This is a genomic window from Nocardia wallacei, assembly GCF_029869545.1.
Lineage (GTDB): Bacteria > Actinomycetota > Actinomycetes > Mycobacteriales > Mycobacteriaceae > Nocardia > Nocardia wallacei_A.
Map to the genome: position 1 here is coordinate 15,982 of NZ_JARWQD010000300.1, position 26,931 is coordinate 42,912.

The window sequence follows — 26,931 nt, forward strand, 5'->3', positions numbered from 1 at the left end:
CCAAGGTATTGGGGGAGATCCCCGATGGCGAGAGTGCCGCCGTCCCGGAAGACTGGACACATGACGACTGCCACCGCGGCCCGCGCGACCGACCTGGTGAAGCTGTACGGATCGGGGGATACCCAGGTCCGGGCGCTGGACGGGGTGTCGGCCGACTTCGCACAGCGCGAGTTCACCGCCATCATGGGCCCGTCCGGATCGGGGAAGTCCACGCTCATGCACTGCCTGGCCGGGCTGGACAGCGCCACCTCCGGCACCGTGCACATCGGCGACACCGACCTGACCACGCTGTCGGACAAGCAGATGACGCGGCTGCGTCGCGACCGCATCGGCTTCGTATTCCAGGCGTTCAACCTGGTGCCCACGCTGACGGCGCAGGAGAACATCACGCTGCCCCTGGATATCGCCGGACGCCAGCCCGACCACGAGTGGCTGGAGACGGTGATCAAGCGGCTGGGTCTCGGCGACCGGCTCGACCATCGGCCCAGCGAGCTGTCGGGCGGGCAGCAGCAGCGCGTGGCGTGTGCGCGGGCACTGGCGGGCAAGCCGGACATCATCTTCGGTGACGAACCGACCGGCAACCTGGATTCGCGGTCGTCCGGGGAGGTGCTGTCGATCCTGCGGGCCGCGGTGGACGAATTCGGCCAGACCGTGGTGATCGTGACACACGAACCGCACGCGGCCGCCTACGCCGATCGGGTGGTGTTCCTGGAGGACGGGCGCATCGTCGACGAAATGCGCGACCCCACGGCCGAATCCGTGCTGGACAGGATGAAATCGCTGGAGAACCTGTGATGTCGGGTAAGCCCATGCGCAAGGTCGTCCTGCGCAATCTGGCCGCGCACAAGCTCCGCCTGGCGTTGACGCTGCTGTCGGTGATCCTCGGCACCGCCTTCATCGCGGGGTCTTTCGTGTTCACCGACACGCTGCAGCGCACCTTCGACGGCATCTTCGCCGAACAGGCCAAGGGCGTCGACGTGCGGGTGGAGCCGAAAGAGCGCCAGTCCCTGGGCATTCCGAACGCCGATGTCGACAAGATCGGCGCCGTCGCCGGGGTGCGTGCGGTGGCCCCGGCCGTGCAGGGTCCGGTGGTGCTGCTGAAGGACGGCCATGCCGTGCAGACCGGCGGCGCGCCCAGCCTGGGCAAATCGTATCTGCCGCCGGACCGGGCGATCGCGGAGCCGGAGAAGTTCGTCGAGGGCGCCGCGCCGAGCCGGGCGGGGGAGGTCGCCATCAACACCGGCGGCGCGGAGCGGGCGGGCCTGTCCGCCGGTGATCGGGCCAAGATCCTGATCCCGTCGCACGGCACGGTCGACGTCACCATCAGCGGCGTGTACGACGTCGCCTCCGACACCGGCGGTTTCATCGCGGTCCTGTTCGAGGACGCGCAGGCGCGGCAGCTGTTCACCGACGGCCAGCACGTGGCCTACGTGGATGTCGCCGCCGCGCCGGGGGTTTCGGATCAGGTGCTGCGCGATCGGATCGCGCAGCAGTTGCAGCAGCCGCAGTACAAGGTGATGGACGGCAACCAGGTGCGCGAGGATCTGAAGGCGCAGCTGGGCGATGCGCTGAAGTTCGTCAACTACTTCCTGCTGGCGTTCGGTTCGGTGGCGTTGCTGGTGGGCACGTTCATCATCTACAACACCTTCTCGATGATCGTGGCGCAGCGCCTGCGCGAGCTGGCGCTGCTGCGCGCGGTCGGCGCCAGCCGCAGGCAGGTCGGCACCTCGGTGGTCGCCGAGGCCGCCGTGATCGGGCTGATCGGCAGCGCGGTGGGTCTCGCGGCCGGTATCGGGCTGGCGTTCGGGCTGTCGGCGCTGCTCAACGCCTTCGATCTCGGGCTGCCCACCGGCACCATGCAGGTGCTGCCGCGAACCGTGCTCGCGGCGCTCGCCGTCGGCCTTGTCGTGACCGTGGCCAGTGCGTACGCACCGGCGCGGCGGGCGGCGAAGATCCCGCCGGTGGAGGCCATGCGCGAGGAGTTCGCGTCGGTCGGCGAGTCGCTGCGGCTGCGGACGGTCATCGGCGCGGTGCTGGCGGTGGCCGGTGTCGTGCTGGCGGTGCTGGGTGCCCGCAATACCGGCGACAGCGCGGCGCTGACCGTCGGAATCGGCGCCGCCGCACTGATTTTCGCGATGCTGTCCGCGTCGCCCGCGCTGTCGCGGCCGGTGGTGGGCGGGCTGTCGGTGCTGGTGCGGCCGTTCGGCCCCATCGGGCGGATGGCTCGCAACAACGCCACCCGCAATCCGCGGCGCACGGCCGCCACGGCGTTCGCGCTGACGCTCGGGCTGATGCTGGTGTCGCTGTTCGGCATGCTGGGTTCCTCGGCGAAGGCGAGCGTCGGTGAGCTGGTCGACAAGGGCGTGAAGGCCGACTACGTGCTGGCCGGGCCGCAGATGATCGGGGTGCCCCTGGGCGCCGCGCAGGCGGCGAAGGATGTCGCGGGCGTGCAGGATGTGGTGTCGCTGCGGGGCGTGGCGATGAAGATCGGCGACGATCAGCTGTTCGGTACCTCGCCCAGCGGCGCGCTGGACCGGGTGCTGAACTACGACATCCGTTCCGGCCCGGGTACGCTCGGCGACAACGACATCCTGATCTCGGAAACCGTAGCGGGAGAACGGAACTGGCACGCCGGTGACCGGGTGGAGCTGATCAGCCTGGACAACAAGAAGTTCGGTGTCACGGTATCGGGCGTCTACAAGGACACCCAGCTGCTGGGGCCGATGGTGGTGTCGCCGGCGCTGTACAACCAGGTGATGCCGGTGGCGTTCCGGACCGATGTGCTCACGCTGGTGACCGCGGCGCCGGGCACCGATATGGCCGCGCTGCGTGCGGGTCTCGAGAAGGCGACGGCACCGTATGTGGTGGTGCAGGTGCAGGATCGGGAGGAGTTCAAGGGCGCGCAGGGGCAGCAGATCAACACCATGCTGGCGATCCTGTACGGGCTGCTGGCGCTGGCGGTGGTGATCGCCATCCTGGGCATCGTCAACACGCTGGCGCTGTCGGTGGTCGAACGCCGCCGCGAGATCGGCATGCTGCGCGCGGTGGGTATGCAGCGGGCCCAGGTGCGCCGCAGCATCTATCTGGAGTCGATGCTGATCGCGGTGTTCGGCGCGGTGGTCGGGGTCGTGCTGGGGCTCGGGCTGGGCGTCGGATTCCTGCGCACGCTGCGGGATCTCGGCCTGAGCACCATCACCGTGCCCTGGATTCAGGTGGTGGCGATGCTGATCGGCTCGGGCGTGGTCGGTGTGCTGGCCGCGCTCTGGCCCGGCGTGCGGGCCGCGCGGACCCCGCCGCTGGCGGCGATCGCGGACGCGTGACTCGGCTCGCGTGCGGCACCGGCGATGCGGCCTGCCGACGCCGGAGCTGTTGCGACGCTTCGGTTCTCGGCTAACTCTTCCCGGTGTTGGCGTGTGCCCAGGCCGTGACATCACCGCGGTCGAGGGCGACGGCCAGCAGGTCGGGGAAGCGGTCGGGCGTGCAGGCGAAGGCGGGGACGCCGAGATCCGCCAGGGCGGTGGCGTTGGTGTGGTCGTAGGCGGGTGCCCCGTCGTCGGACAGGGCCAGCAGGACCACCACCTGGACTCCCGACTCGCGCAGGGCGGCGATGCGCCGCAGCATCTCCTCGCGGATGCCGCCCTCGTAGAGGTCGGAGATCAGCACGAACAGGGTGTCCGCCGGGCGGGTGATCAGCTGCGCGCAGTAGGCGATCGCGCGGTTGATGTCGGTGCCGCCGCCGAGCTGGGTGCCGAACAGCACGTCCACCGGATCGGCCAGCCGGTCGGTGAGATCGACGACGGCGGTGTCGAAGACGACCAGCGAGGTCCGCAGCGAGCGCATCGACGCCAGCACCGCGCCGAACACCGACGCGTACACCACGCTGGAGGCCATCGAGCCGGACTGGTCGATCGCCAGCACCACGTCGCGATGCACGGCCCGGGCCCGGCGGCCGTAGCCGACCAGGCGCTCCGGTACCACGGTGCGGTGCTCGGGCAGGTAGTGGGCGAGGTTGCGGCGAATCGTGCGGTCCCAGTCGATATCGCGCAGCCGCGGTCGTGACATCCGCGCCGCCCGATTCAGGGCGCCGGATACCGCGGCGACGGTACGGGCGGCGATGCGGCGCTCGATCTCGCGCACGACCTTCTCCACCACCGTGCGTGCGGTGGCGCGGGTGGTTTCGGGCATCGCCCGGTTCAGGCTCAGCAGGGTGCCCACCAGATGCACATCCGGTTCGACCGCCTCCAGCAGCTCCGGTTCGAGCAGCAGCTGGGTGAGGTCGAGTCGCTGCACGGCGTCGCGCTGCAGCACCTCCACGACGGTCGACGGGAAATAGGTGCGGATATCGCCCAGCCAGCGCGCCACCTTCGGCGCCGACCCACTCAGCCCGGCCGCCCGCTTCTCCGCCGCCGACTGCTCGTCCGCGTTGTACAACGCCGACAGCGCCCGATCCATCGCCGCATCCGCCCCGGACCCGAGCCCGCCCAACTCCGGCTCCGCGGCCGCACCGAGCACCAAACGCCAACGGCGAGACTGTATTTCGTCGCTCGAGGTCACGCTGCCGCCTCTCCGTCGTGCCGTGCCGACGTCGCGTTCGGTACGGCGTCGGGTGCTGCGTTCCGGACTACGCCGATTTCGGGAGCTGGTGCCGCACAAAGGTTTCGTGAACCGAACGTCCGCGGCGGCCCATCGAGAACGCTGTCTCCGAGGTCCGCGCTGTGACTCGTTGTCATCCGGTGACCTCCAGGATGTCGGTGACCGCCCGCATGGCGAGTACGCCGCGCCGGGCATCGCGGGTGGTGCTGCCGGGTGGGGCGGCCGTGACCGGGCCGCCGTCGCGAATGGCTCCCGCGATGGCCTGGCGTTCACCCGATTCGAAGGCGCCGAAGGTGCGGCGGAGCAGGGGGAGGGTGGCGACGAATTGGTCGTCGTCGAGGGCGCGCAGCCAGGTGTCGATGAGGCGCAGCAGTTCCCGGTCGTGGACTAGCAGCAGGCCGCGGCCGCCCAGGAAGCCGTCGATCCAGGCCGCCTTCTCGGCGGGGGCGGGGCCGATCGAGAGTGCGGCGGACAATCTCCGGGCCGCCTCCTCATCATCGAAAATGCCCGCGTCGCAGAGCAATCGGACCGCACGGCCGACGAGTGCCCCGTGGATGTCGGGGCGGTCGGCGAGGGTGCGCAGCGCGGTCAGCCACTGTTCGGTCGCCCAGGCGTTCTCGCGGATGGCGAGGGCCAGGTGGGCGCCGTCGATCAGGGTGCGCACCTCGGTCGCGGCGTCGGTGTCCAGTCCCGTCACCGCACCTGGCAGACCCGCGCAGATCCGCACCAGCAGGCCGTCGGCGACGTGCGCGAGCGCCGCGACATCGGTGCCACGCACATCGCCGTAGCGCAGCGTGCGGACCAGGCCGGGCAGGGCGGCGAGCAGATGGGTGACGTCGTGGTCCAGCGCCGCGGCCGATTCCAGCCGGGCCACCAGACCACCGACGGCGCCGCCGAGATCGGCCAGCAGGGCACGCTCGAGCGCCGCGCTCAGATCGGCGACGGAGGATCCGGGCGCCGACGCGGTGTCGAGCAGCTTCGCCTCGGCCGCCGTGCGGATCGTGGTACCCCAGCGGGACGCCTCGATGACGGCGACCGACAGCTCCGGCTCCCACCGCAGCGTCCACGTCTCGCGGAAGGTGCCGGTATTGCGCACCTCGCCGACAGCCGGTGTGCCCCAGTCGATTCCGAGCAGCCGCAGCCGATGCAGCAGATGGGATCGCGCCGTGTCGATATCGCGGCGCAGGTCCAGATCGAGCTGCCGGGCCGCCGCCCGCTGAGGGAGTCGCAGCGACCGGGCCCGGGCGCGCAGGTCGGCGTCGAGCGGGACCGTGGGCGTGTCCTCGGGGACCGAGCCGAGCGCCTCGCCGATCACCAGTTCGGTGCTGATCATGCGCAGCATGGTCTCGTCGCCGTCGCACAGCACGGCCCGGGTGGCGTCGGTGACCTCCGAGAGCCCGGGCAGTGGCCGCGCCCGCAGCACCGCGAGGGTCTCGGCGAGCCGGACGGATTCGATGATGTGCGCGCTCGACACCGGCAGATCGTGGACCCGCAGCGTGGCGGCGACCTTGGTCAGCCAGCGCGCGATCGGCTGCTCGGTCTCGGTGAACAGGTGGTGATACCACCCGGGCGAGGTGATTCCGGCGCCGTAGCCGGAGGCTCCCGCCAACCGCGAATGCGTCCACGGCACCCACGTCAGCGTCGCCTTCACCTTCGACATTCCTTTGAGCAGCCGCGCGTCCGGCGCCGCCGGGCCGAGTTTCCCGTCCAGCGCGGGTGCGTGCCAGGCCCCGCACACCACCGCCAGCCGGGTAGCGCCGTCCTTCAACGCCTTCCGCATCGCCTGCCGCATATACGCCTCGCGCCGCAGCGTATGCGCATCGACCGGCTCGCGAATCGAATCACCCTGCCCGCCGGTACCATTGTCGCCGCCTGGGCTCGGGGAAGAGGCGGTTGCTCGAGGGGTGCGAGCACCGTGCGAATGTCTCACGGCCGCAGGCATTTCCGGTTCGGCGGTTCCGGCGGATTCGCGCAGGGCCGCCATGGCCTCGGTGATCGCGGTGAAGGTGTCCGCGTCGGCGGAGGATTCGATGATCGCATCCCACCAGCGCTCGGGGTCGTCGTAACCGGCGGCGGAGGCGAGTTCGGCGAGGGGGTCGGTGCGGTCGCCGGGTTCGGCGTCGAGGGCCAGCGTGTGGGTGGCGGGCAGGTCGCAGAAGCGCACGGGCACGGCGTGTTCCACCGCGTAGCGCAGCGCCTGCCACTCGGGGGAGAAGACCGCGAAGGGCCAGAAGGCGGCCCGCGCGGGCGAGTCCGGCACATATGCCAGCAGCGCGACCGGAGGCCGCATCCCTTCGGCCGCGACATGACAGACCAGCGGATCGGCATCGGCGGGTCCCTCGATCAGGATCGCATCGGGACGAAAGGCGTCCAGCGCCAACCGCAACGACCGCGCGGACCCGGGCCCGTGATGGCGAATCCCGAAGACCCGGGTCTCCGGACCCGAGCCCCGCGCCACCGCGCGCGGCTCGGCCCCGTCCCGAGCGCGACCGGAACACTCGGCCATCGAACCGCTCAGGCGCACAGGGTGTTCGGCGTCGCGGTCGGTGGAAGTGCGGCGTGCGCTGGCGGTGGCGTCGCCGCGGGTCGTGCTCATTCGTGTACCTCGCGACAGGCGCGGTAGAAGTCGGCCCAGTCGGTCCGTTCGCGCACGACGGCCTCGAGGTACTCGGTCCAGACCACGCCGTCGGCGACGGGATCCTTGACGACGGCGCCGAGTACCGCACCGGCCACGTCGGAGGCGCGCAGCACGCCGTCGCCGAAGTGGGCCGACAGCGCCAGGCCGCTGGTGATGACCGAGATGGCCTCGGCGGTCGACAGCGTGCCCGACGGCGATTTGAGTTTGGTGCGCCCGTCCGCGGTCATGCCCGAGCGCAGCTCCCGGAACACCCGCACCACCCGGCGCACCTCCTCCGCGGCGGCGGGCACCGCGGGCAATTCCAGTGCGGCGCCGAGCTGTTCGACCCGGCGGGTGACGATGGCGACCTCCTCGTCCTCGTTCGCCGGCAGCGGCAGCACCACCGTGTTGAACCGGCGGCGCAGCGCCGAGGACAGCTCGTTCACCCCGCGGTCGCGGTCGTTGGCGGTCGCGATCACGGTGAAGCCCTTGGCCGCCTGCACCTCGATGCCGAGCTCGGGCACCGGCAGCGTCTTCTCCGACAGCACCGTGATGAGCGCGTCCTGGACGTCGGACGGGATGCGGGTCAGCTCCTCGACGCGGGCGACGGCGCCCCGGCGCATGGCCGTCATGATCGGCGAGGGCACCAGCGCACCCTCGCTCGGCCCCTCCGCCAGCAGGCGGGCGTAGTTCCAGCCGTAGCGGACCGCCTCCTCCGCCGTGCCGGACGTGCCCTGGATCAGCAGCGTGGACGTCCCGCAGACGGCGGCCGAAAGATGTTCCGACACCCAGGTTTTCGCGGTACCGGGCACCCCGAGCAGCAGCAGGGCGCGATCGGTGGCCAGGGTGGCCACCGCCACCTCCATGAGCCGGCGCGGCCCGACGTACTTCGGGCTGATGACGGTGCCGTCGTCGAGGGTGCCGCCGAGCAGGTAGGTCACCACCGCCCAGGGCGACAGCCGCCACGACGGCGGACGCGGACGGTCGTCGATCGCGGCCAGGGCGCGCAGTTCCTCGGCGAATGCCTGCTCGGCGTGCGGGCGCAGCAGATCGTCGGGTGCCGGCTGGGTCGTGGTCACTGCAGCTCCTCGAGCATCATGGTGCGTTGGGTCAGGTCGTGGGCGAGTTGGTCGAAGGCGCGCTGCCAGGAGGGATCACCGCAGCGATGCGCGACGGCGGCGACGGTGCCGGTCACGGCGACCGGGAAGTGCACGGCGGCGGTCCGGAACAGGGTCCGGTACGCGGCGGGGGACAGGCCCGGGCCGCCGGGACGCGCCGCCGCGAGCCGGGCGCGCTCGAGCAGCAGCCGGATCAGATGTTCGGCCAGTGCCACCGGCCAGGGCCGCGGCACCGCCCGCACGAGCAGTTCGAACTCCGCCAGCCAGCTGCTGTCCAGCTTCCGCAGGTAGCGCACCCGGTCGTCCAGCGGGAGCAGCGCGAACAGCTCCCGGCGCAGATCCGGGTCGGCGCCGAGGGTCGGGGTTGCGGTCAAGACGTCGAACAACGTTGCCGCCCAGCGGGTATCGCGCTGGGCGAGCGCGGCGTCGGCCCACCCGGCGAACATCGGGCCGAGCATCCCCTCCTCCATTCGTACCCGGACCGCGGCGTCGGGCGTGGTCAGCAGGGACTCCCAGTGCGGCAGCGGCGTCGCCGCCACGACGCGGCGCAGCCATTCGGCCGCGGCGTCCGGTGCCCCGTCGAGCCGATAGGCGGTGGCGGCGGGCCGGTCGGCGATCCCGTCGCGACGGTCGGCATCGGCGAGGGTGCGGGGGAGCTGTGCCACCAGCCGCTGGCCCGACAGTGTCAGCCACCGCGCCGCGCGCTCGCGCATGCGCCGGGCGAATGCCGAATCGGGCAGGCGGGCAAGCAGATCGGCGGCGCGGCGGCGCACGTCGGCACGGGAGTCGTCGAGGGCCGATTCCAGCAGCGGCTCGTCGGCCGGGGCGAGCCCCTCGGTGAGGACGGCCAGCAGCTCCGCGCGTGCCGCGGCGGGCTCGGTGCGCCAACTCGCCGCCAGCATCCGGCGCGCGGCCTCGGGATCGCGGCCGCGCAGCGCCGCGAGCCATGCCCGGCGCTCGGCGGGACGGCCGTGCGTCCAGACGTCGTCCCCGTCGCCGGGGCGAATCAGGTTCCGCCACCGCGGGTTGTGGCGTGCCAGCCAGCGGCCCCGCTCTCCGGCCAGGCGCAGCAGCGGTTCCCGCAGGGCCGCTTGGCTTCTGGCCTGTTCGAGCAGCAGGCTGCACAGCGCGTCCGGGGCTCGGTAGTCGTGCGGGGCGATCGCCTCGAACCATTCGGGCAGGAAGGCGGAGCGCTCGGTGAGCAGCCGCGCCAGGCGCGCCGCGGCGGGCGGCGGTAGTGCCGGACGGTCGTCGTCGGCGGCGGGTTCCGGTAGCGTCGCCGTGCCCGGGGCCACGCCGCCGCGTGCGAACGTGTCGAGCAGCGCGGCGGTGTCGAGCAGGACCTGCGCCGGATCGCCGGTCAACCGTGCGGCGGGGGTAGCGACCGGCGCGGGCAATCGGGTCGGATCCGGTGCCCGGCGGGCCGTCCCCAGCAAGGCGACCGAGGTCAACTCCTCGGACGAGGCGATGACGGAACCACCGATCGCCTCCACACCGATATCGACGATCTCGCCCGCCGCGAATGCCGAAATCGGCACCAGCCCATCGGCCGTCCACTCACCGATCACCGTGACCGGATGGCCCCCGGACAGCCCGAGCAACTGCCACGGCTCCTCGGCCGTGCGCGCGAGCGGCAGCGCCGTCCCGTCGGATTCGGCGACGCACCAACCGTTCTCGCCCGCAACCGGCACCACCTCACGCAACAGCATCGGCCACGCCCGCAGCCAGGGATCGGCACCCAACGCCCGCGCATGGTCCGCAAGCGCCCCGGCAACAGCGCCGCACGCACCGGTATCCACCGCCCGCGCACGGTCCGCGATCGATCCGACGGGAGATGTGCCCGGTGTCGGGGTGGCGGGGATGGTTGTGAAGGGCTCCGGTGCGCCGTACCGGGCGCCCCACAGCGCGCGGAGCGCGGCCGCGCCCGGATAGAAGTGGAGCGTGGCGTCGATCATCAGGCCGGGTGCGGGCATATCGGTGGGGAAGCCGGGGCTGCCGAAACAGTGGTCGACGATCACCGCCCAGCGACCCGTGCCGCGTCCGCGCAGCCAGACCCGCCGGGTGTACAGCCGCTCGTCCTCGGTGATGCGCCGCCCCAGCACCATCCAGCGATCGCGCACCGGCGGCTCGTTGCGCACGGCGTCGGCCGTCACCGGATACCCGAGGTGGGCGCGGGCGCTCGCCGCCAAGGCCGCAGGAAGCTCGGCGAGCCGCCGGTGCGCGACGATCAGCAGGCGCAGACGGCCGTACTCGCGCAGCAGCAGCGCGGGCCAGTCCTCGCGCACGACCACATTGCGAGGAAGTTGCCGTAGCGCCGCGGCCACGCCCGGCGCCTGCGCGTCCACCATGCGCGCCGCCACCGCCTCGAATGCGCCGAAGGACCGATCGGCCTGGGCCAGCCCCGTCCGGACCTGATCACACAGCCAGACGTCGAGATCCTCCAGCCCGGCCGCCACCCGGGCCCGGCGCTGCTCGGCCGTCGCCGCCCTCGGCGTCTTCGTGGCGGCGGGCTTGTCGGTCCGTGCCGCCCGCGCTCGGATCCATTCCGCCGCGAAGTCGGCGGGTTCGTCGGCCTCCCCGACCGCTCCGTCGGACCAGCTCAGCAGCAGCGACAGCGCGTGCTTGCAGGGAAATTTCCGGCTCGGGCAGGAACATTTGTACGCGGGCCCGCTCAGATCCACGATCGTGCGGTACGGCGCGGAGCCACTGCCCTGGCACAGCCCCCACAGCGCGGATCCGCTCCGGCCGGTGCCGCGCCATGCGCTCTGCAGCTTCCGCGCGGCGTGCAGCGCGGCGGCATCCGGGGCCAGCGCGGCCACCTGCTCCGCCGTCCACCTCATGGGCTGCACCCCCGCTCGTGTCGTCGTCACCGCCGCCCCCCGTTCGCTCGTCTGACCGGATTTCTACTCCACCCCACCGACAAACTCGATCGCGTCCCCCGCCGCGCCGTGCGATCATCGCCCGATGCCGACCTCCCGCCGTGACCTGCTGTGCTGGCAATTCGACCTGACCTGGGCCCTGCTCGACCTGCATCTGACCGCACTCGTCCCCGCCGACTACCGCTGGGAACCGGCGCCGCTGGTCTGGACGGTCCGGCCGGGCCCGGACGGCGCCTGGATCCCCGACTGGTCCGACACCGAGCCCGATCCGATCCCGGTACCCACGATCGCCTGGCTCACCTGGCATATCGGCTGGTGGTGGTCGGTGACGCTGGACCATGCCGAGGGGCATCCGGCGCGCGAGCGCGGCGAGATCCACTGGCCCGGCGAGGACGGGGTCGTCGACTGGCTCGGCGATCTGCGCGACCGCTGGCGCCGCCGGCTGGAGAGCTACACCGATGCCGACCTGGACTCGCCCGCCGCATTCCCCTGGGGCGAGGACGCGGATCGCACCGTCGCCCACACGGCGGCGTGGGTGAACGCGGAGCTGATGAAGAACGCCGCCGAGATCGGGCAGCTGCGCCTGCTGCGCGCCGCCCGGTAGGTTCGCTGGTCGGTAGCGAGCCAAATGTGATGGCGCAGAGGACGATTGCAATGTTAAGCAGCCTTGCTTATCTTGCCCGATTCTGGCATTCTGACCTGTTCGGTTGATCCGAGCCACCCGATTTCGGGTGAACCCCGTAGAACTGCCCGGCCGGGACGGCCGAGGGGTGGACATCGGGCGGATCAACCGTATCGATGGCCATAGCGTCCCGCCCGGGCCGGTTCACCGGGATGTGCTGTCGTGGGCGCGGATTCAGCTGCCATCCGGTAGCGTTCGGCACGACGTGGGGTCCGTCGCGGGCCCCACCCATCGAAGGCCGAGCGCACGAGGAGGGCAGTTGGGGGAAGGACTGCAGGATGTCGCGCCGCGGTTGCCCGAGCTGGTATCCCGCCGCCTGAACTCCGACCCGTCCGTCACCCCCGAAGTCGCGCACACGGTGCTCGATGCGCTCGGCGGCGAGTCCGACCGCACCCACTCCGGCCCGGGATATACCGGAATCTTCCTGCGCGCCATCCGGGTTCGCGGCTTTCGCGGCATCGGCCCGGCCGCGGCGCTGGAGCTGCGCCCCGGCCCGGGCCTCACGCTGGTGGTGGGCCGCAACGGATCCGGCAAGTCCAGCTTCGCCGAGGCCGCCGAATTGGCCCTCACCGGCGTCAATCGCCGCTGGGAGGGCCGCTCCGCGGTCTGGCGGGAGGGCTGGCGAAACCTGCACGACGGCAGCGTCTCCCGCATCGACCTGGAACTGACTACGGCGGGCCCGGACGGTGAGCTCACCATCACCCGGGAGTGGCCGGACGGCGCCGACCTCACCGGCGGCACCTGGACACAGGGGCGAAAGGACGGGCCGCCCACCGAATTTCACGCCGAGGGCTGGGCCCGGGCGCTGGAGCTGTACCGGCCGTTCCTGTCCTACAGCGAACTCGGTGCCCTCGTCGACGGCCGCCCCAGCGATCTGTTCGACGCCCTGCATCAGCTCCTCGGCCTCGACGACCTCACCGCTGCCCAGGAGCGCACCCGCATCCGCCGGCTCGAATTGGAGCGTGCCGCACGGCAATCGCGGGACGAACGCAGTGCGCTGCTGGTGGCGCTGTCCACCGTCGCGGACGAGCGTGCCACCCGGGTCGCCGAGCTGTTGCGGGGCACGCCCGCGGACCTGGGGGCGATCGGCCGGGAACTGGCGGGCGCGCGGCACGATCCCACCGGTGCGGCCGCCCTGCAGGCCATCCTGCGGTTGCGGCTGCCCGAACCGGCCGAGGTCGATGCCGCCGCCGTCGATATCGACCGATGCGCCGCCGACCTGGCGACGCGCGCCACCGGAGACACCGAATCCGAACTGCGCGTGCTCGATCTGCTGCGCCGGGCCCGCGCGCATGTCGACGCCGCCGGTAGCTGTGCCTGCCCGGTCTGCGGCCGCGGCGCGCTCGACCAGACCTGGCAGCGCGAGACCGACGCCCAGATCGCCCGCCTGACCGATCGTGCCGCGGCGCTCACCGCCGCCCGCACGGCATTGCAGCGGGCCGTGGACCGGGCGCGGCTGCTGGTGAAACCCGTTCCGGCGGAACTGGATCCGCCCCCGCCGCAGGCACCGAACGTTGACACCGGCCCGGCGCGGCGGACCTGGTCGGCCTGGGCCGCGCTCGGCGACGCCGACTACTCTCCGGACCTGGCCGACCGGCTCCGGGTCGCACACGCCGACGCGGTGCGCGGGCTGGAGACGCTACGCCGTTCGGCCCGCAAGGAATTGGACCGCCTGGACGCGGTCTGGACTCCGCTGGTCCCGCGCATCGCGGCCTGGCTGCAGGAGGCCACGGCGGTGGCCGCGGCCGAGCCGGAACTGCGCACCATGCGCCGCGCCGAGGAGTGGCTCAAGTCCGCCGCGGCGGGCCTGCGCGAGGAGCGGATGGCCCCGCTGGCCGACCACGCCCGGCGCATCTGGCGCGGGCTGCGCCAGCAGAGCAATGTGGACCTGGGCGCGATTCGCCTGCAGGGCAACGCCGGAGCCACCCGCAAGGTGCTGCTGGACGTCACCGTCGACGACACCGGCGGCACCGCCCTGGGCGTGATGAGCCAGGGCGAACTGCACGCACTGGGGCTCGCGCTGTTCCTGCCGCGGGCCACCGTGCCGGAGAGCCCGTTCGGATTCGTCGTGATCGACGATCCCGTGCAGGCGATGGACCCGGCCAAGGTGGACGGGCTGGCCCGGGTGCTGGCCGCCGCCGCCCGCAGCGGCCGCCAGGTCGTGGTGTTCACCCACGACGAGCGCCTGGCCGAGGCGGTGCGGCGGCTGCGCCTGGATGCCACCGTGCTCGACGTGCAGCGGCGGGAGCGCTCCACGGTCGAGATCCGCGTGACCGAGGATCCGGTGCGCCGCTATCTCAGCGATGCCAATGCCCTGCTGCGCACCCGGCAGCTGCCGCGGGCCATCGCCGCGGAGCTGGTCGTGACCTGCTGCCGCTCGGCGATCGAGGCCGCCGCGCTCGCCCGGGCCCGGCGCACGCTGCTCGGTGCGGGCGTCGACCACCGGGAGGTGCAGCGCCGCGTGGACGCCGCCCGGACCACCTGGGAGAAGGTGTCGCTGGCGGTGTTCGGCGATCCGGACCGGGTCGACGACCTCAACGCCCTGATGGACCGCGAGGCGGCCTGGGCGCGCGCGGTGCTGCGCGACGCGGCCGCGGGCGCGCATATCCGCATCGATCGCGGCGGCGGCGAACTGCTCTCCGGCACAAGGAAACTCGTCAAGTGGATCAATCCCTGACCCCGACCGTGGCGCAGCGCCTGGCCGCCGCCGACGAACTGCTGCGCGGATCGGTCACCGACGCGGGCGGGCTGTGGTCGCGCGCCACGGTGTGGATCCTGCGCATCGTGCTGGAGCAGTCCATCGATCAGCTGTGGCTGCGGGTGGCGCCGCCGGTGGCGCGCTGCAGCATGCGGGCGCAGCTGCTGGCCTTGGAGTCTTATACCGAGGCCGATACCGCCGCCCGGATCGCCGCGCTGTGGGCGACGCTGTCGCGGGCGGGCCACCACCAGGACTACGAGCTGGCGCCGACGGTCGTGGAGCTGCGCGGGTGGTACGACGAAACCACCCGGCTGGCCGAGGAATTGGACGGGCTCGGCCGCGCCGCGAGCACCCCGGCACACCCTGGATAATCGGCGCATGCCCGAGCGCCCCGCCGTCACCGCACCGTGCCCCTGCCGCAGCGGCGAGACCTTCGGCGAGTGCTGCGGGCCCCGGTTGGACGGCACCCGGCCCGCCCCGACCGCCGCCGCGCTGATGCGTTCGCGCTACACGGCCTTCGCGCTCGGCGACGCCGACTATCTGCTGACCACCTGGCATCCGCGTACCCGGCCGCGGCGGTTGACGCTCGACCCGCACCAGCGCTGGTTGTTTCTCGAGATCGAGCGCACCGAGCGGGGCGGGCCGTTCGACGACACCGGTGTTGTCGAATTCCGCGCCCACTACCGCGAGGCGGGCAAGCGCGGATTCCTACATGAATGCAGCAGGTTTGCCAGGGTGCGCGGTGCGTGGGTGTATATCGACGGTGATATCGAATCGTAACGTTTGCCGTGAATGTGCTAGAAAAGGTTGCGACGCCCGAATGGCGCCCATACTGTTCCAGATAGAAATACGAGAGACCGACGCAAAGGGGTGGCCCGAAGAACGCTTTCACACAGATCCGCCCCTGACGCCTCGCGTAGGGTTCGGATATGCCACACGTCGCGATCGAGTACTGCACCCAGTGCCGCTGGCTGCTGCGAGCGGGCTGGATGGCCCAGGAATTGCTGAGCACCTTCGGCACGGAGCTGTCGCAGGTCGCGCTGGTTCCGGGTTCGGGTGGGGTCTTCCGCATCACGCTCGACGGTGAACAGATCTGGGAACGCAAAGCCGACGGCGGATTTCCCGAGATCGCGGTACTCAAGCAGCGGGTCCGCGACCGCATCGATCCCGATCGCGACCTCGGCCACATCGATCGCGGCCACATCGAACCCTCCTGAGGGTGTCGCCGAATCGATACAGCCGTCGGACATGATCTCGGACGTACTCTCGTTAGAAGGGAGTACGAGGAGGTGCGGAACGATGAGCACTCAATACTTCGAGTCGGCCCCCGGCGTGGACGAGTTCGGCCCCGGCCCCGTCGCGCGGACCACGGCGGGCGAGGTGCGCGGTGTGCGGGACGGCTCGGTGCACGTCTGGCGCAGCATTCCCTATGCGGCCGCCCCCGCCGGACCGAAGCGGTTCCGCCGCCCCCAGCCGCCCGAACCGTGGGACGGCGTGCGCGACTGCACGGAGATCGGGGAGATCGCCCCGCAGTCCATGGGTGCCATGGTGCCGGTGGACTCCGGCCTGCGGATGGGGGCGGACTGCCTGTGGGTGAACGTCTGGGCGCCGGCCACCACCTCCGACGAGCCGCGCCCGGTGATGGTGTGGCTGCACGGCGGCGCCTACTGCCTCGGCACCGCGGCCCAGGGCATCTACGACGGCCGCAAGCTCGTCGAGACCGGCGGGGTCGTCGTCGTGGGGGTCAACTACCGGCTCGGCGCGCTCGGCTTCCTCGACCTGTCCTCCCTGGGCCACGACTTCGTTCCGAACCTCGGCCTGCACGACCAGATCGCCGCGCTGGAGTGGGTGCGCGACAATATCGCGTCGTTCGGCGGCGATCCGGGCAATGTCACCGTCTTCGGGGAGTCCTCCGGCGCGGGCTGCGTCACCGCGCTGCTCACCTCGCCGCGGGCGGCCGGGCTGTTCCATCGCGCGATCGCGCAGAGCCCGCCCGCGACAACGGTTTTCGGGCCGGAGCGGGCCGCCGGTGTGGCGCGCCGCTTCCTCGAGCTGCTGGAGCTGCCGCGGGAGCGCGCCAGCGAACTGCTGGAGTGTCCGATCGAGCGGATCGTCGACGCCGCGGGCATCCTGCTCGACGAGGTGCCGCTGCAGAGTCCGGGACGGCTGGCGGCGGCGCCGGTGGTCGACGGCGACCTGCTGCCCGCCTATCCGACCGACCGCTTCCAGGAGGGCCGTTCGCATCGGGTGCCGCTGATCATCGGCACCAATCGCGAGGAGGCGTCGCTGTTCCGGCTGTTCCGCTCGCCGATCATGCCCGTCACCCCGGATGCGGTGAACGCCATGCTGAACGCCGTCGCCGCCGATCACCCCGATCTGCCCGCCGAGCGCATCGCCGAGATCACCTCCGCCTACCCGGATCTGGGCACGACGCGCGGCGCCCTGGCGATGTCCACCGACGCCGCCTTCCGGATGCCGGCGCACTGGGTCGCCGACGCGCACTCCCGCCACACCCGCACCTGGATGTACCGCTTCGACCAGGCCACGCCGATGCTCAAGGCGGCCCGGGTCGGTGCCGGTCACGCCACCGAACTGCCGTACGTCTTCGGCAATTTCGGCACCCTGAACCACGATCCGACGTTCTGGCTGGGCGGGCGCAGGGCCGCGACGGAGGTGTCGGGCCGGATGATGCGGCGCTGGCTGGCATTCGCCGAACACGGCGTGCCCGCGGCGCTCGACGGCTCCAAGCACTGGCCGCCCTACCGCGAGTCCACCCGCACCACCCTGGTCATCGACGCCGCCGACCGTGTCGTCGACGACCCCGACCACGACCTGCTCACCGCCTGGGGCGACCAGGTCGTCGGCTTCAGCTGATTCCGGCGAAAAGCACGCCGGAAATACGGGTGGAGATGCTGCTCACGCCCGGAAACGCGGGTGGGGTGCTACCCGCGTCCGGAACGCGGGGGTGCTGCTCGTGTCCGGAAACGCGGGTGGGGTGGCTGCTCGGGCCGGGAATTCGGGCGGCGCGCCTATACGGCCGGGCGCCTATACGGGCGCTGTCTGTTCGGCGCGCTGGCCGAGCGTGACCGGCAGGTGGCTGTAGCCGTGGAGGGTGAACAGTGGCCGCCGCTGCGGGGTGCCCGCGAGTTTCAGGTCGGGGAAGCGTTCGAACAATGCCTGCAGCGCGTAGGTGCCCTCCATGCGGGCCAGGCTGGCGCCGAGGCAGACGTGGATGCCGGACGAGAACGTCAGGTGCTCTTTGGCATTGGGGCGGGTGATGTCGAATCGCTCGGGATTGTCGAAGACCTTCGGATCGCGGTTGGCCCCGGCCAGCAGCAGCACGACCGTGGTGCCCTCGCGGATCGGCGCGCCCCCGAGCTCGAGGTCGCGCCCGGCGATCCGCGCGGTGTTCTGCACCGGCGCGTCGAAGCGCAGCACCTCCTCGACGGCGTTCGGCCACAGCTCCGGCTCCTCGCGCAGGCGCGCCAGCTGGCCGGGGTGGTTCAGCAGCTGGACCACGCCGTTGCCGATGAGGTTCACCGTGGTCTCGAAGCCCGCGCCCATCAGCAGCGTGGCCGACGCCTTCAGCTCCCGGTCGTCCAGCTCCCCGGCGGTCACCAGGCCGGAGAGGATGTCCTCGCCGGGTTCGCGGCGCAGCCGGGCGATGTGCTCGTCGAGGTAGCGGTCCATTTCCACGATCGCGGCCGAGGCGGCGCGGTTGGTGCGCCAGCTGGTGCCGATATCCAGCAGCGGCGAGGCGGCATCACCCCAGGCGAGGAAGCGTTCGCGCTCGTGGTCGGGGAATCCGAGCATCTCGGAGATGATCGCGATCGGCACCTGTGCGGCGTAGGCGGCGACCAGATCCGCCGCGCCCCCGGACGGCAGCGCGTCCAGCAGTTCCGCGGTCACCGATTCGACGCGGTCGCGCAGTCGTGCGATCGCGCGCGGGGTGAACGCCGAGGCCACCGGCTTGCGCATCCGGGTGTGGTCGGGCGGATTGATCACCAGCATGGAGGGCGGGCTCACCGGATTCGGCGGCAGCTCGGTCCGCTCCATGAAACGCCGCAGCGGCTTGGGCACGAATCCCTCGGCCGCGGCGACTCCGAAGGTGCTGTCGCGCAGGACGGTCCGGCACAGTTCGTGGTCGGTGGTCGCCCAGCCGAGCGGGGTGCGCACGATCCGTCCCCGGGCGCGCAGCGATTCCAGCAGCGGTATCGGATCCTCGACCGAGGAGGGCGCGGACATCAACCGCGCCAGCGCCTCTCCGCGCCGGGAGTAGGTCTTCAACACCAGTCGTGGCGTGCCCTGCACCACCAACCACCGGAACCAGTACCGCGGCTTCATCGCCCATCCCCGTTCGTCGTCCGACCTCTCTCTCACGGTACGGAACAACGCCCCGCAGTGAAACGTCCCACAGTCGGAGCACGCCACCTACCCGAGTAGGACGCACGACCAACTTCGCAACGCCGCACGCCTTGCATGTTCTCGCACGCCTTGCATGGCCCTGTACCGGGTGCGGGATCGTGTAAGGGGTGCGTGACGGGTCAGGGGCGGGTGGTGGTGACCCGCTCGGTGCGGGTGCGGTCATCCAGCTCGGCGGGGTCGGGGTTGACGACCTGGACGAGGGAGGCGCCCGCGGCGTAGACGGCGAGGAGGCCGTCGATCAGTTCGGCGGGGGTGTCCCACGGCGTGCTGGACAGCACCCGGTCCGTGGCGGAAAACCCTTGGCGGGCAGCGGACTTGCGGGCCTCGGCGAGCACGTCGGCGACCGGCAGGCCGTCGAGCGCGACACCCACGCCGCCCGGCAGGAACTGGTCGCCGTGGGTGCGCACCGAGGTCGCGAAGTCCGTGATGCCCAGCGGCAGATCGCGCACCGGAAGGCCCATCGGATCCAGCGACAGCGCCGCCACCTCGGCGACATCCTCGACATCGGTCAGCCGGTCCGCGGTGACCAGCGCCAGTTCGGCGTCCTCGTCGGGCCGCAGCACCACCTCGGCACCCGCCCACCAGCAGCCCAGCAGCACCGCCGCGGTCTGCCAGTGCGCGGGCAGCAGCACGGCGACCCGGCCGCCGGGCGTGATGCCGAACTCGTCGCGAATCAGGTTGGCGGTCTTGGCCGCCCAGTTCGCCAGCGTCAGCGCGGACAGCTCGATGCGGGCGCCGGTGGCGTCGTCGTAGTACGTGATCCGGGGTCCGGCGGGGTCGCGGGCGAGGATGGGGTCGAGCAGGGCCTCGGTGACGGTCTGATTCAGTTCACGCATTTCGGTCCGTTCTGGCCGGCGTCGATGGGTGGTGCGGGAGGCACCGGTGTCGCCGTGCCCGAGGACCCGGACAGGTCGAACAGGCTGCCCGCCGCCGAACCCGGACCAGAGTAGTCACCGGCGATCACCACCCGGACCGCCCCCTCCGGCAGCCCGGCCTCCGCCCGCACCGGCAGCCCGCCCAGCGCCTCGGCCACCGCCTCGGCCTTCTCGTCGGAGGTCGAACCGGCCAGCACCCGGCTGCTCTGCACCGGCCCGCCGATCCAGTTGTCCACCGTGCCGGTGCGGAAACCCTTGCCCACCAACGCCTGTGCCACCTGACCGGCCAGGCCCGGGGTGCCGCCGGCGTTGTAGACGTCCGCGGTGATCGTGGCCGGAGCGACCTCGTCGGAATCCTTGCCCTCGGACCTTCCGGCGATCATGGCCTTGACATACGCCTTGACCGCCGACGGATCCACCTTCACCACCGATTCGCCCTCGGCGGTGCTGCCGTTGAGATCCTTGACCGGGATCGTCTCGAATTTCACCTGCCCGCCGGACAGATCCTGCAGCTGCTGCAGGAACCGCACCACATCCCAGTCCTCATCGAGCACGATGGTGCGGCCGACCGCATCGCTGAGCTGCTGCAATTTACCGGGATTGGCGAGGATTCGCGCGCTCAGCGTCTGCTGCACCAGCGACGCCATGAACACCTGCTGGCGCACGATCCGGTCCAGGTCACCGCGCGGCAGATCGTGGCGCTGGCGCACGAAGCTCAGGGCCTGCGGACCGCTGAGGCGCTGCTGCCCGGCCGGGAAGTCCGCGCCCGACAGCGGCTCGTAGACCGCGTCGTTCAGGCACACCTCGACGCCGCCGACGGCGTCGGTGAGCAGCACGAAGCCGAGCAGGCTGACCTCGGCGTAGTGGTCGACCGTGATGCCGGTGAGGCCCGCGACCGACTTGATCAGCGCCTGCCGCCCGGTCTGCGTGGACTGCTGCTCCGCCTCGGCATCCGATTTACCCTGTGCGAGCAGCTTGGCGCGGGCACCCTCCTTGGCGTTGCCGTACGCCGAGTTGATCTTGCCCATACCGGATCCCGGGATGTCGACATAGGAGTCGCGGGGGATGGAGACGGCGGTGGCGGAGCTGCCGTCGTTGGGCACGCGGACCAGCACGATGGTGTCGGTGTTGGTGCCGACCTCGTCGCCGGCGTGCAGCATGGCCCGCTCGTCGTCGCTGAGCGGATTGCCGTGCGCGTCGGTACGGCTGTCGATGCCGACCATCAGGATGTCGGTGGCGCCGTCCTTGGCGCCGCCCAGGCCCAGGTTTCCGATCCGGTTGATCCCGGAGATCAGGCCGTCGACACTGTGCCAGCCGAATCCCGTGACCACGAAGACGATGGCGGCCGCGGCCAGGGCCAGCGTCCGGGCCGATCGGTGCGGCGGCCGCCCGCCCACCCGTGCTCGGGTGCCGTGGAGCGGCGGCAAACCGGCGCTGCGCGGCCGCACCGATTCGCGTCTGCTCTCCGGCACTCTTCCGTTCCTTTCGGGCATTTCCCCCAACCCCGGCATGATGACCCCGTACAGTGTTTGTTTCCCCGGAACGAGGCTAGCCAACGCGGCGGCGCCGACGGTTCAACCGCTGATGGCGCGGCGTGCCAGACTGGCCGCGTGCCTGCTGTGCCCCCGCCCGAGTCCCATGGCGGCGCTGCCGCCATCGGTCCCGATCCCGCCCCCGCCGGTCCCGATCCCGCCGCTGCGTCGCCCGGCGTCGCCCGTGCGCCGGTGGCCTCGGCGCGGGGTAACGCCGCTGGTGAACGCCCGCGGCTCATCGTCACCGGGGCCGGGGGCCAGCTCGGCCGCGCCCTGCTCGCGCTGGCACCCGAGGCCGTCGGGTTCGCCCGGCGCGACCTGGACATCAAAGACGCCGACGCGGTGCGGGCGGTGCTGCGCCCCGGGGACACGGTGCTCAATTGCGCCGCCTACACCGCCGTCGATGCCGCGGAGTCCGATCCCGACGCCGCCTTCGCCGGTAACGCGACCGGACCGGCGGTGCTCGCCGCGGCCTGTGCCGAAGTGGGCGCCGGGTTGGTGCATCTGTCCACCGACTACGTCTTCGACGGCACGGCGGATCGGCCGTACGAGCCCGGCGATCCGACCGGACCCACCAGCGTGTACGGGCGTTCCAAGCTGGCGGGGGAGCGGGCGGTGCTGCGGTTCGCGCCGTCGGCTCACATCGTGCGCACGGCCTGGGTGTATACCGGCGACCACGGCGATTTCGTCGCCACCATGCGGCGGCTCGAGCGCGAGCGCGACACCGTCAGCGTGGTCGACGACCAGATCGGCTCGCCGACCTTCGCCCCCGACCTGGCCGCCGCGCTGCTGGACCTGGTCGCCCGCCGTGCCGCGGGCGCCGCCGTCCCGCCGATCCTGCACGCCACCAACGCGGGCCGGGCGAGCTGGTTCGACCTGGCCCGCGCGGTCTTCGCCGGTGTGGGCGCCGATCCCGGCCGGGTGCGGCCGTGCACCAGTGCCGAATTCCCGAGTCCCGTACGGCGCCCGGCGTATTCGGTGCTGTCGGATCGCGCCTGGATCGACGCCGGGCTGACACCGCTGCGCGATTGGCGCGATGCACTGGGGGACGCGCTGCACCGCCTCGCCGACTAGGCTGCATCGTCGTGAGTGAGCGAACCCCCGACACAGCGCGCCCGAGCCTGGCGGTCGTCACGGTGACCTATTCCCCCGGTGAGCATCTCGAGCACTTCATCAGCACCCTGGCCACCGCCACCGCGGAGAAGCCGCAGGTGATCCTGGCCGACAACGGTTCGACCGACGGAACTCCCGAACTGGCGGCCGAGGCCAACGAGCACGTGCGCCTGCTGCGCACCGGCGGCAACATCGGCTACGGCGGCGCCATCAACCGCGCGGTCGCCGAGATCGACCCCGAGATCGAGTTCGTCATCCTCGCCAATCCGGATATCCGCTGGGGCACCGACGCCATCGACGAGCTGCTCGCCGCCGCGCGCCGCTGGCCACGCGCGGGCGCGCTGGGTCCGCTGGTGCGCGAGCCCGACGGCAGCCTGTATCCGTCCGCGCGCTCGGTGCCCGGACTGCTCGACGGCGCGGGGCACGCCGTACTCGGCACCCTGTGGCCCGGCAATCCCTGGACGCGCCGCTATCGGCAGGAGAACGAGCAGGTCTCCGAGCGCACGGTGGGCTGGCTGTCGGGCTCCTGCCTGCTGGTGCGCCGCTCCGCGTTCGACGCCATCGACGGATTCGACTCCCGCTACTTCATGTATATGGAGGACGTCGACTTCGGCGACCGCATGGGCCGCGCCGGCTGGCACAATGTATTCGTGCCGTCGGCGGAGGTCACGCACGCGAAGGGCCATGCGGCCGGGCGCAATCCGGAGGCCATGCTGCCCGCCCATCACGCTTCCGCCTATCGTTTCCAGGCCGACCGGCATCCGCACTGGTGGCAGGCGCCGCTGCGGCTCGCGTTGCGAGTCGGACTTGCGATCCGCTGCAAGCTTGCGGTTCGATCTGCGCTGCGCGAGCGCACCGCGCAGCAGTAGTGCGCGACGAGTTGAACCACGCTCGCGTGGACCGAACCTGAACAGGGGAGATTGATGCCGGACACCGACACCAGGCCCGCCGCCGACAACGGGACCGATGCCGTGATCCTGGTCGGTGGCCAGGGCACGCGGCTGCGCCCGCTCACGCTGTCGGCGCCCAAGCCCATGCTGCCGGTGGCCGGTCTCCCGTTCCTACGGCATCTGCTCGCCCGCATCGCCGACGCGGGGATCACCCACGTCGTGCTCGGGACCTCGTTCAAGGCGGAGGTGTTCGAGGAGCATTTCGGTGACGGCGCCGACCTGGGCCTGGAGATCGAATACGTCACCGAGACCGAGCCGCTGGGCACCGGTGGCGGCATCCGCAACGTGCTGCCGAAGCTGCGCGCCGACACCGTGATGGTGTTCAACGGCGATGTGCTCGGCGGCACCGATCTGGGGGCGGTGCTCGATACCCACGTCTCCGCCAATGCCGATGTGACGCTGCATCTGGTGCGGGTCAGCGATCCGCGCGCGTTCGGTTGCGTGCCGACCGACGACAGCGGCCGCGTGACGGCGTTCCTGGAGAAGACCCAGGATCCGCCGACCGATCAGATCAACGCGGGCTGCTATGTGTTCCGGCGCGAATACATCGAGAAGATCCCGGCCGGTCGTCCCGTCTCGGTGGAGCGCGAGGTGTTCCCGTCGCTGCTGGCCGAGGGTGCCCACATCCAGGGCCACGTCGACACCTCGTACTGGCGCGATATGGGTACGCCGGAGGATTTCGTGCGCGGTTCCGCGGATCTGGTGCGCGGTATCGCGCCCTCGCCCGCGCTGCCGGGCCAGCGCGGAGAGTCCCTGGTACACAACGGCGCCGGGGTCGCGCCGGGCGCACTGCTGATCGGCGGCACCGTCGTCGGCCGCGGCGCCGAGGTCGGCGCCGGTGCCCGGCTCGACGGCGCGGTGCTGTTCGACGGCGCCCGAGTCGAGGCCGGCGCCACCGTGGAGCGGTCCATCATCGGTTTCGGGGCCCGCATCGGCCCCCGCGCCCTGGTCCGCGACGCCGTGATCGGCGACGGCGCCGAGGTCGGTGCCCGCTGCGAACTACTACGCGGCGCCCGAGTCTGGCCCGGCGTAGAAATCCCCGACGGCGGCATCCGCTTCTCCACCGACGTATAGAAAGCCTCCCGCTCAGCGCACTCATATCCGCCCAGCGCTCCATCCGAATTTCCGGCGTGCTTTTGGCCGGAATCCGGTGCGGCGGGCAAGCAGGCATGGCTATCTTGTCTAGCGGTGCTAGAATTTGGCGGATGAGCACGCAGACCCGGAAAGAACGCCAGCGCGCCGAGCGGCATCAGCAGATCATCGACACGGCCCGCGAGATTGCCGAGACGCAGGGCTGGGATGCGGTGACGGTGCGCCGCCTGGCCGATGCGATCGAGTACAGCCAGCCGGTGCTCTACAGCCATTTCGCGGGCAAGGACGCGATCGTCGCCGCGGTGGCCGAGCAGGGCTGCGCCGTGCTGGCCGACCGCGCGCGCCGGTTGCGCACGGCCGCGGCCACTCCCGAACAGGCGCTGACGGCGGTGGCGCGGGACTACCTCGAATTCGCCCGCACCAGTCCGGCCCTCTACAACGCCATGTTCGTGATGAAGGTGGACCTGAAGTTCGGCCCGGACGCACCGCAGGCCCTGCGTGACGCCTTCGCCGAACTGGCGGCGGTGTTCGGCCCGTTCGCGGGCGACGACGACGTGGAGACCTTCACCGAGGTCGCCTGGAGCGCACTGCACGGCCTGGCGACCCTCGACCAGGACGGCCGCCTGCGCCCCGACTTTCGCGACCAGCGCCTAGCCATTCTCGTGCGGCACTGGACCCGCGGCTGAGGCCCGTTCGCGGCTGTCGTCGTCTCGGTGACTCCGGTCATGGGTGGCGGGACGGGCGGTGCGGCGCGCATACAGTGGGAAACATGGCGGATGCGGTAGTGGTCGGGTCGGGGCCGAACGGGCTTGCCGCGGCAGTGATTCTCGCCCGGGCGGGGCTCGAGGTCGAGGTGCACGAGGCCGCGGAGACGATCGGCGGGGGATGCCGGACGGCCGAGCTCACCCTGCCGGGATACCGGCACGACGTGTGCGCGGGCGCGCATCCGATGGCATTGGCGTCGCCGTTCTTCCGCGCCTTCGATCTGGCCGCGCACGGTGTCGACCTGCTGACGCCCGAGGCCTCCTACGCCCATCCGCTCGACGGCGGCGTGGCCGGGGTGGCGTGGCGCGACCTGGATCGGACGGCCGCCGGGCTGGGGCGCGACGGCAACGCTTGGCGGCGGTTGTTCGGACCGCTGGTCGCGCATTGGGAGCGGCTGGTCGAGCTGGGGATGTCGGACCTGCGGCACCCACCGTTGGACGCGCCGACCGGGGTGCGCTTCGGGCGCAGGCTGCTCGAACAGTCGAGTCCGCTGTGGGGCCTGCGTTTTCGCGAGGAGATGGCACCGGCATTGTTCACCGGTGTCAGCGCGCACGCCATCACGCCGCCGCGGGCGTTCGCGGCCGCGGGCGTCGCGCTGCTGCTCGGCACTCTGGCGCATGCGGGCGGCTGGCCGGTGCCGCGCGGCGGGAGCCAGGCCATCGTGGACGCGATGGCCGCCGAGGTCGAGCTGCACGGCGGTCGCATCGTGACCGGGCACCGGGTCGACTCGCTCGCCGAATTCGCCGGTGCGCGAACGATTCTCCTCGACACCGCCCCCGCCGAACTGCTGCGCCTGGCCGGTGATCGCCTGCCGGGCGGGTATTCGCGGCGGTTGCGGCGCTTCCGGTACGGCGGCGCCGCGTGCAAGGTCGACTTCGCGTTGTCGGGCCCGGTGCCGTGGCAGGCCGAGGGCTGTGCCAGCGCGGGCACGCTCCACCTCGTCGGGACCCGTGCCGAGGCCGTCGCCGCCGAAAAGTCCGTGGCCGCAGGCGAACACGCCGAGCGCCCGTACGTCCTCGCGATCCAGCCCGGCGTCGTGGATCCGACCCGCGCGCCGGAGGGCGGCCACACGCTCTACGCCTACGCACACGTGCCGCACGGCTCCACCCGCGATGTCAGCGCCGCCGTCATCGCCCAGATCGAGCGCTTCGCACCGGGTTTCCGCGACCTGATCCTGGCCCAGCACGTCCGCACGGCCTCGGCCATGCCCGCCTACAACGCCAACTACGTCGGCGGCGATATCGCGGCCGGTGCAATGAGCCTGTGGCAGACCGTCTTCCGCCCCGCCCCGCGCTGGAATCCCTACGGCACACCGCTGCCCGGCGTCTACCTCTGCTCCTCGGCCACCCCACCCGGCCCGGGCGTCCACGGCATGTCCGGCCTCTACGCCGCCCGCCACGCCCTGCGCACCCGCTTCGACATCCACACCACCCCCCTCACACCGCTCCGCACCGCCCCCCGGGGCCGCCCCCAGCCCCTGCGATAACCCCTATTCCCGCACGCCCTCCACGTCCCCGCCCCCCCCCCCCCGCGCCGCCCGGCGGGGCGGGGGGCGGGAGGAAAGGCGGGGGGGGGTCGAGACGGGGCGGGGG

The 26,931-nt window shown here is 71.8% G+C and carries 20 protein-coding genes; 13 read left to right on the forward strand and 7 right to left on the reverse strand.

Features of this window, described 5'->3' with window-relative positions:
• Window positions 1-60 precede the first annotated feature (60 nt).
• A complete protein-coding gene (locus QH290_RS26285) occupies window positions 61-795 on the forward strand; it encodes an ABC transporter ATP-binding protein (RefSeq protein WP_280266224.1) in 735 nt (244 codons plus the stop codon).
• The gene (locus QH290_RS26290) at window positions 795-3,320 is read left to right on the forward strand and encodes an ABC transporter permease (RefSeq protein ID WP_280385830.1); all 2,526 of its coding nucleotides are present in this window, start codon (window positions 795-797) and stop codon (window positions 3,318-3,320) included. The genes QH290_RS26285 and QH290_RS26290 overlap by 1 nt, the downstream gene beginning before the upstream one ends.
• A 70-nt stretch (window positions 3,321-3,390) precedes the next feature.
• Here QH290_RS26290 and QH290_RS26295 read toward each other — a convergent pair whose 3' ends face one another.
• The 4 genes from QH290_RS26295 to QH290_RS26310 all read right to left on the reverse strand — a co-directional run bounded on the left by QH290_RS26295 (window position 3,391) and on the right by QH290_RS26310 (window position 11,168).
• Window positions 3,391-4,554, reverse strand: coding sequence for a VWA domain-containing protein (locus tag QH290_RS26295; protein ID WP_280385816.1), 1,164 nt, complete (start codon window positions 4,552-4,554; stop codon window positions 3,391-3,393).
• 172 nt (window positions 4,555-4,726) lie between these two features.
• Window positions 4,727-7,189: a DUF5682 family protein gene (locus QH290_RS26300; RefSeq protein ID WP_280385818.1), complete on the reverse strand. Its 2,463-nt coding sequence runs from the start codon at window positions 7,187-7,189 to the stop codon at window positions 4,727-4,729.
• Window positions 7,186-8,289: an ATP-binding protein gene (locus tag QH290_RS26305; RefSeq protein ID WP_280385820.1), complete on the reverse strand. Its 1,104-nt coding sequence runs from the start codon at window positions 8,287-8,289 to the stop codon at window positions 7,186-7,188. The genes QH290_RS26300 and QH290_RS26305 overlap by 4 nt, the downstream gene beginning before the upstream one ends.
• Entirely contained in the window at window positions 8,286-11,168 is a 2,883-nt protein-coding gene (locus tag QH290_RS26310) for an SWIM zinc finger family protein (RefSeq protein WP_280385822.1), read from the reverse strand. Before QH290_RS26310 ends, QH290_RS26305 begins: the two co-directional genes overlap by 4 nt.
• A gap of 124 nt (window positions 11,169-11,292) precedes the next feature.
• On the opposite strand from QH290_RS26310, the gene QH290_RS26315 reads away from it, so the two are divergent.
• The 6 genes from QH290_RS26315 (at window position 11,293) to QH290_RS26340 (ending at window position 17,461) form a co-directional block, all read left to right on the forward strand.
• Window positions 11,293-11,811, forward strand: coding sequence for a DinB family protein (locus QH290_RS26315; protein ID WP_280266230.1), 519 nt, complete (start codon window positions 11,293-11,295; stop codon window positions 11,809-11,811).
• A 337-nt stretch (window positions 11,812-12,148) separates the two neighbouring features.
• Window positions 12,149-14,566 (forward strand): AAA family ATPase, encoded by a 2,418-nt coding sequence (locus QH290_RS26320; protein WP_280385824.1) that lies wholly within the window; start codon window positions 12,149-12,151, stop codon window positions 14,564-14,566.
• Complete coding sequence (locus QH290_RS26325; RefSeq protein ID WP_280266232.1) at window positions 14,551-14,958, forward strand: hypothetical protein; 408 nt, start codon at window positions 14,551-14,553, stop codon at window positions 14,956-14,958. Before QH290_RS26320 ends, QH290_RS26325 begins: the two co-directional genes overlap by 16 nt.
• Before the next feature lie 7 nt (window positions 14,959-14,965).
• Window positions 14,966-15,367 carry a YchJ family protein gene (locus QH290_RS26330; RefSeq protein ID WP_280266233.1) on the forward strand — a complete coding sequence of 134 codons (402 nt, stop codon included), beginning with the start codon at window positions 14,966-14,968 and terminating at the stop codon, window positions 15,365-15,367.
• A gap of 149 nt (window positions 15,368-15,516) precedes the next feature.
• Window positions 15,517-15,804 (forward strand): Rdx family protein, encoded by a 288-nt coding sequence (locus tag QH290_RS26335; protein ID WP_280266234.1) that lies wholly within the window; start codon window positions 15,517-15,519, stop codon window positions 15,802-15,804.
• Between the two features lie 82 nt (window positions 15,805-15,886).
• The gene (locus QH290_RS26340) at window positions 15,887-17,461 is read left to right on the forward strand and encodes a carboxylesterase/lipase family protein (protein ID WP_280266235.1); all 1,575 of its coding nucleotides are present in this window, start codon (window positions 15,887-15,889) and stop codon (window positions 17,459-17,461) included.
• Window positions 17,462-17,632: 171 nt separating this feature from the next.
• On the opposite strand, the gene QH290_RS26345 is transcribed toward QH290_RS26340, so the two are convergent.
• The 3 genes from QH290_RS26345 to QH290_RS26355 all read right to left on the reverse strand — a co-directional run bounded on the left by QH290_RS26345 (window position 17,633) and on the right by QH290_RS26355 (window position 21,380).
• Window positions 17,633-18,931 carry a cytochrome P450 gene (locus tag QH290_RS26345; RefSeq protein ID WP_280385826.1) on the reverse strand — a complete coding sequence of 433 codons (1,299 nt, stop codon included), beginning with the start codon at window positions 18,929-18,931 and terminating at the stop codon, window positions 17,633-17,635.
• A 200-nt stretch (window positions 18,932-19,131) separates the two neighbouring features.
• Window positions 19,132-19,848 carry a TIGR03089 family protein gene (locus QH290_RS26350; RefSeq protein WP_280266237.1) on the reverse strand — a complete coding sequence of 239 codons (717 nt, stop codon included), beginning with the start codon at window positions 19,846-19,848 and terminating at the stop codon, window positions 19,132-19,134.
• Window positions 19,836-21,380: an LCP family protein gene (locus QH290_RS26355; protein WP_425301726.1), complete on the reverse strand. Its 1,545-nt coding sequence runs from the start codon at window positions 21,378-21,380 to the stop codon at window positions 19,836-19,838. Before QH290_RS26355 ends, QH290_RS26350 begins: the two co-directional genes overlap by 13 nt.
• A 231-nt stretch (window positions 21,381-21,611) precedes the next feature.
• On the opposite strand from QH290_RS26355, the gene rfbD reads away from it, so the two are divergent.
• From rfbD to QH290_RS26380, 5 genes are all read left to right on the forward strand, one after another.
• Window positions 21,612-22,493, forward strand: a complete 882-nt coding sequence (rfbD, locus tag QH290_RS26360) for a dTDP-4-dehydrorhamnose reductase (protein ID WP_280266245.1) — start codon at window positions 21,612-21,614, stop codon at window positions 22,491-22,493.
• A gap of 11 nt (window positions 22,494-22,504) precedes the next feature.
• Entirely contained in the window at window positions 22,505-23,401 is an 897-nt protein-coding gene (locus QH290_RS26365) for a glycosyltransferase family 2 protein (protein ID WP_280266238.1), read from the forward strand.
• Window positions 23,402-23,455: 54 nt separating this feature from the next.
• Window positions 23,456-24,556 carry a mannose-1-phosphate guanylyltransferase gene (gene manB / locus QH290_RS26370; RefSeq protein ID WP_280266239.1) on the forward strand — a complete coding sequence of 367 codons (1,101 nt, stop codon included), beginning with the start codon at window positions 23,456-23,458 and terminating at the stop codon, window positions 24,554-24,556.
• Between the two features lie 131 nt (window positions 24,557-24,687).
• The gene (locus QH290_RS26375; RefSeq protein WP_280266240.1) at window positions 24,688-25,260 is read left to right on the forward strand and encodes a TetR/AcrR family transcriptional regulator; all 573 of its coding nucleotides are present in this window, start codon (window positions 24,688-24,690) and stop codon (window positions 25,258-25,260) included.
• A gap of 83 nt (window positions 25,261-25,343) precedes the next feature.
• Window positions 25,344-26,825, forward strand: a complete 1,482-nt coding sequence (locus QH290_RS26380) for a phytoene desaturase family protein (RefSeq protein WP_280385828.1) — start codon at window positions 25,344-25,346, stop codon at window positions 26,823-26,825.
• Window positions 26,826-26,931 lie beyond the last annotated feature (106 nt).

Bases quoted from the DNA above. Each gene is read 5' to 3' on its own strand.
- QH290_RS26310 (WP_280385822.1), bottom strand. From the start codon at position 11,168: ATGAGGTGGACGGCGGAGCAGGTGGCCGCGCTGGCCCCGGATGCCGCC.
- QH290_RS26290 (WP_280385830.1), top strand. From the start codon at position 795: ATGTCGGGTAAGCCCATGCGCAAGGTCGTCCTGCGCAATCTGGCCGCG.
- QH290_RS26300 (WP_280385818.1), bottom strand. From the start codon at position 7,189: ATGAGCACGACCCGCGGCGACGCCACCGCCAGCGCACGCCGCACTTCC.
- QH290_RS26345 (WP_280385826.1), bottom strand. From the start codon at position 18,931: ATGAAGCCGCGGTACTGGTTCCGGTGGTTGGTGGTGCAGGGCACGCCA.
- QH290_RS26330 (WP_280266233.1), top strand. From the start codon at position 14,966: ATGCCCGAGCGCCCCGCCGTCACCGCACCGTGCCCCTGCCGCAGCGGC.
- QH290_RS26285 (WP_280266224.1), top strand. From the start codon at position 61: ATGACGACTGCCACCGCGGCCCGCGCGACCGACCTGGTGAAGCTGTAC.
- QH290_RS26380 (WP_280385828.1), top strand. From the start codon at position 25,344: ATGGCGGATGCGGTAGTGGTCGGGTCGGGGCCGAACGGGCTTGCCGCG.
- QH290_RS26340 (WP_280266235.1), top strand. From the start codon at position 15,887: ATGAGCACTCAATACTTCGAGTCGGCCCCCGGCGTGGACGAGTTCGGC.
- QH290_RS26375 (WP_280266240.1), top strand. From the start codon at position 24,688: ATGAGCACGCAGACCCGGAAAGAACGCCAGCGCGCCGAGCGGCATCAG.
- QH290_RS26355 (WP_425301726.1), bottom strand. From the start codon at position 21,380: ATGCCCGAAAGGAACGGAAGAGTGCCGGAGAGCAGACGCGAATCGGTG.
- QH290_RS26350 (WP_280266237.1), bottom strand. From the start codon at position 19,848: ATGCGTGAACTGAATCAGACCGTCACCGAGGCCCTGCTCGACCCCATC.
- QH290_RS26315 (WP_280266230.1), top strand. From the start codon at position 11,293: ATGCCGACCTCCCGCCGTGACCTGCTGTGCTGGCAATTCGACCTGACC.
- manB (WP_280266239.1), top strand. From the start codon at position 23,456: ATGCCGGACACCGACACCAGGCCCGCCGCCGACAACGGGACCGATGCC.
- QH290_RS26335 (WP_280266234.1), top strand. From the start codon at position 15,517: ATGCCACACGTCGCGATCGAGTACTGCACCCAGTGCCGCTGGCTGCTG.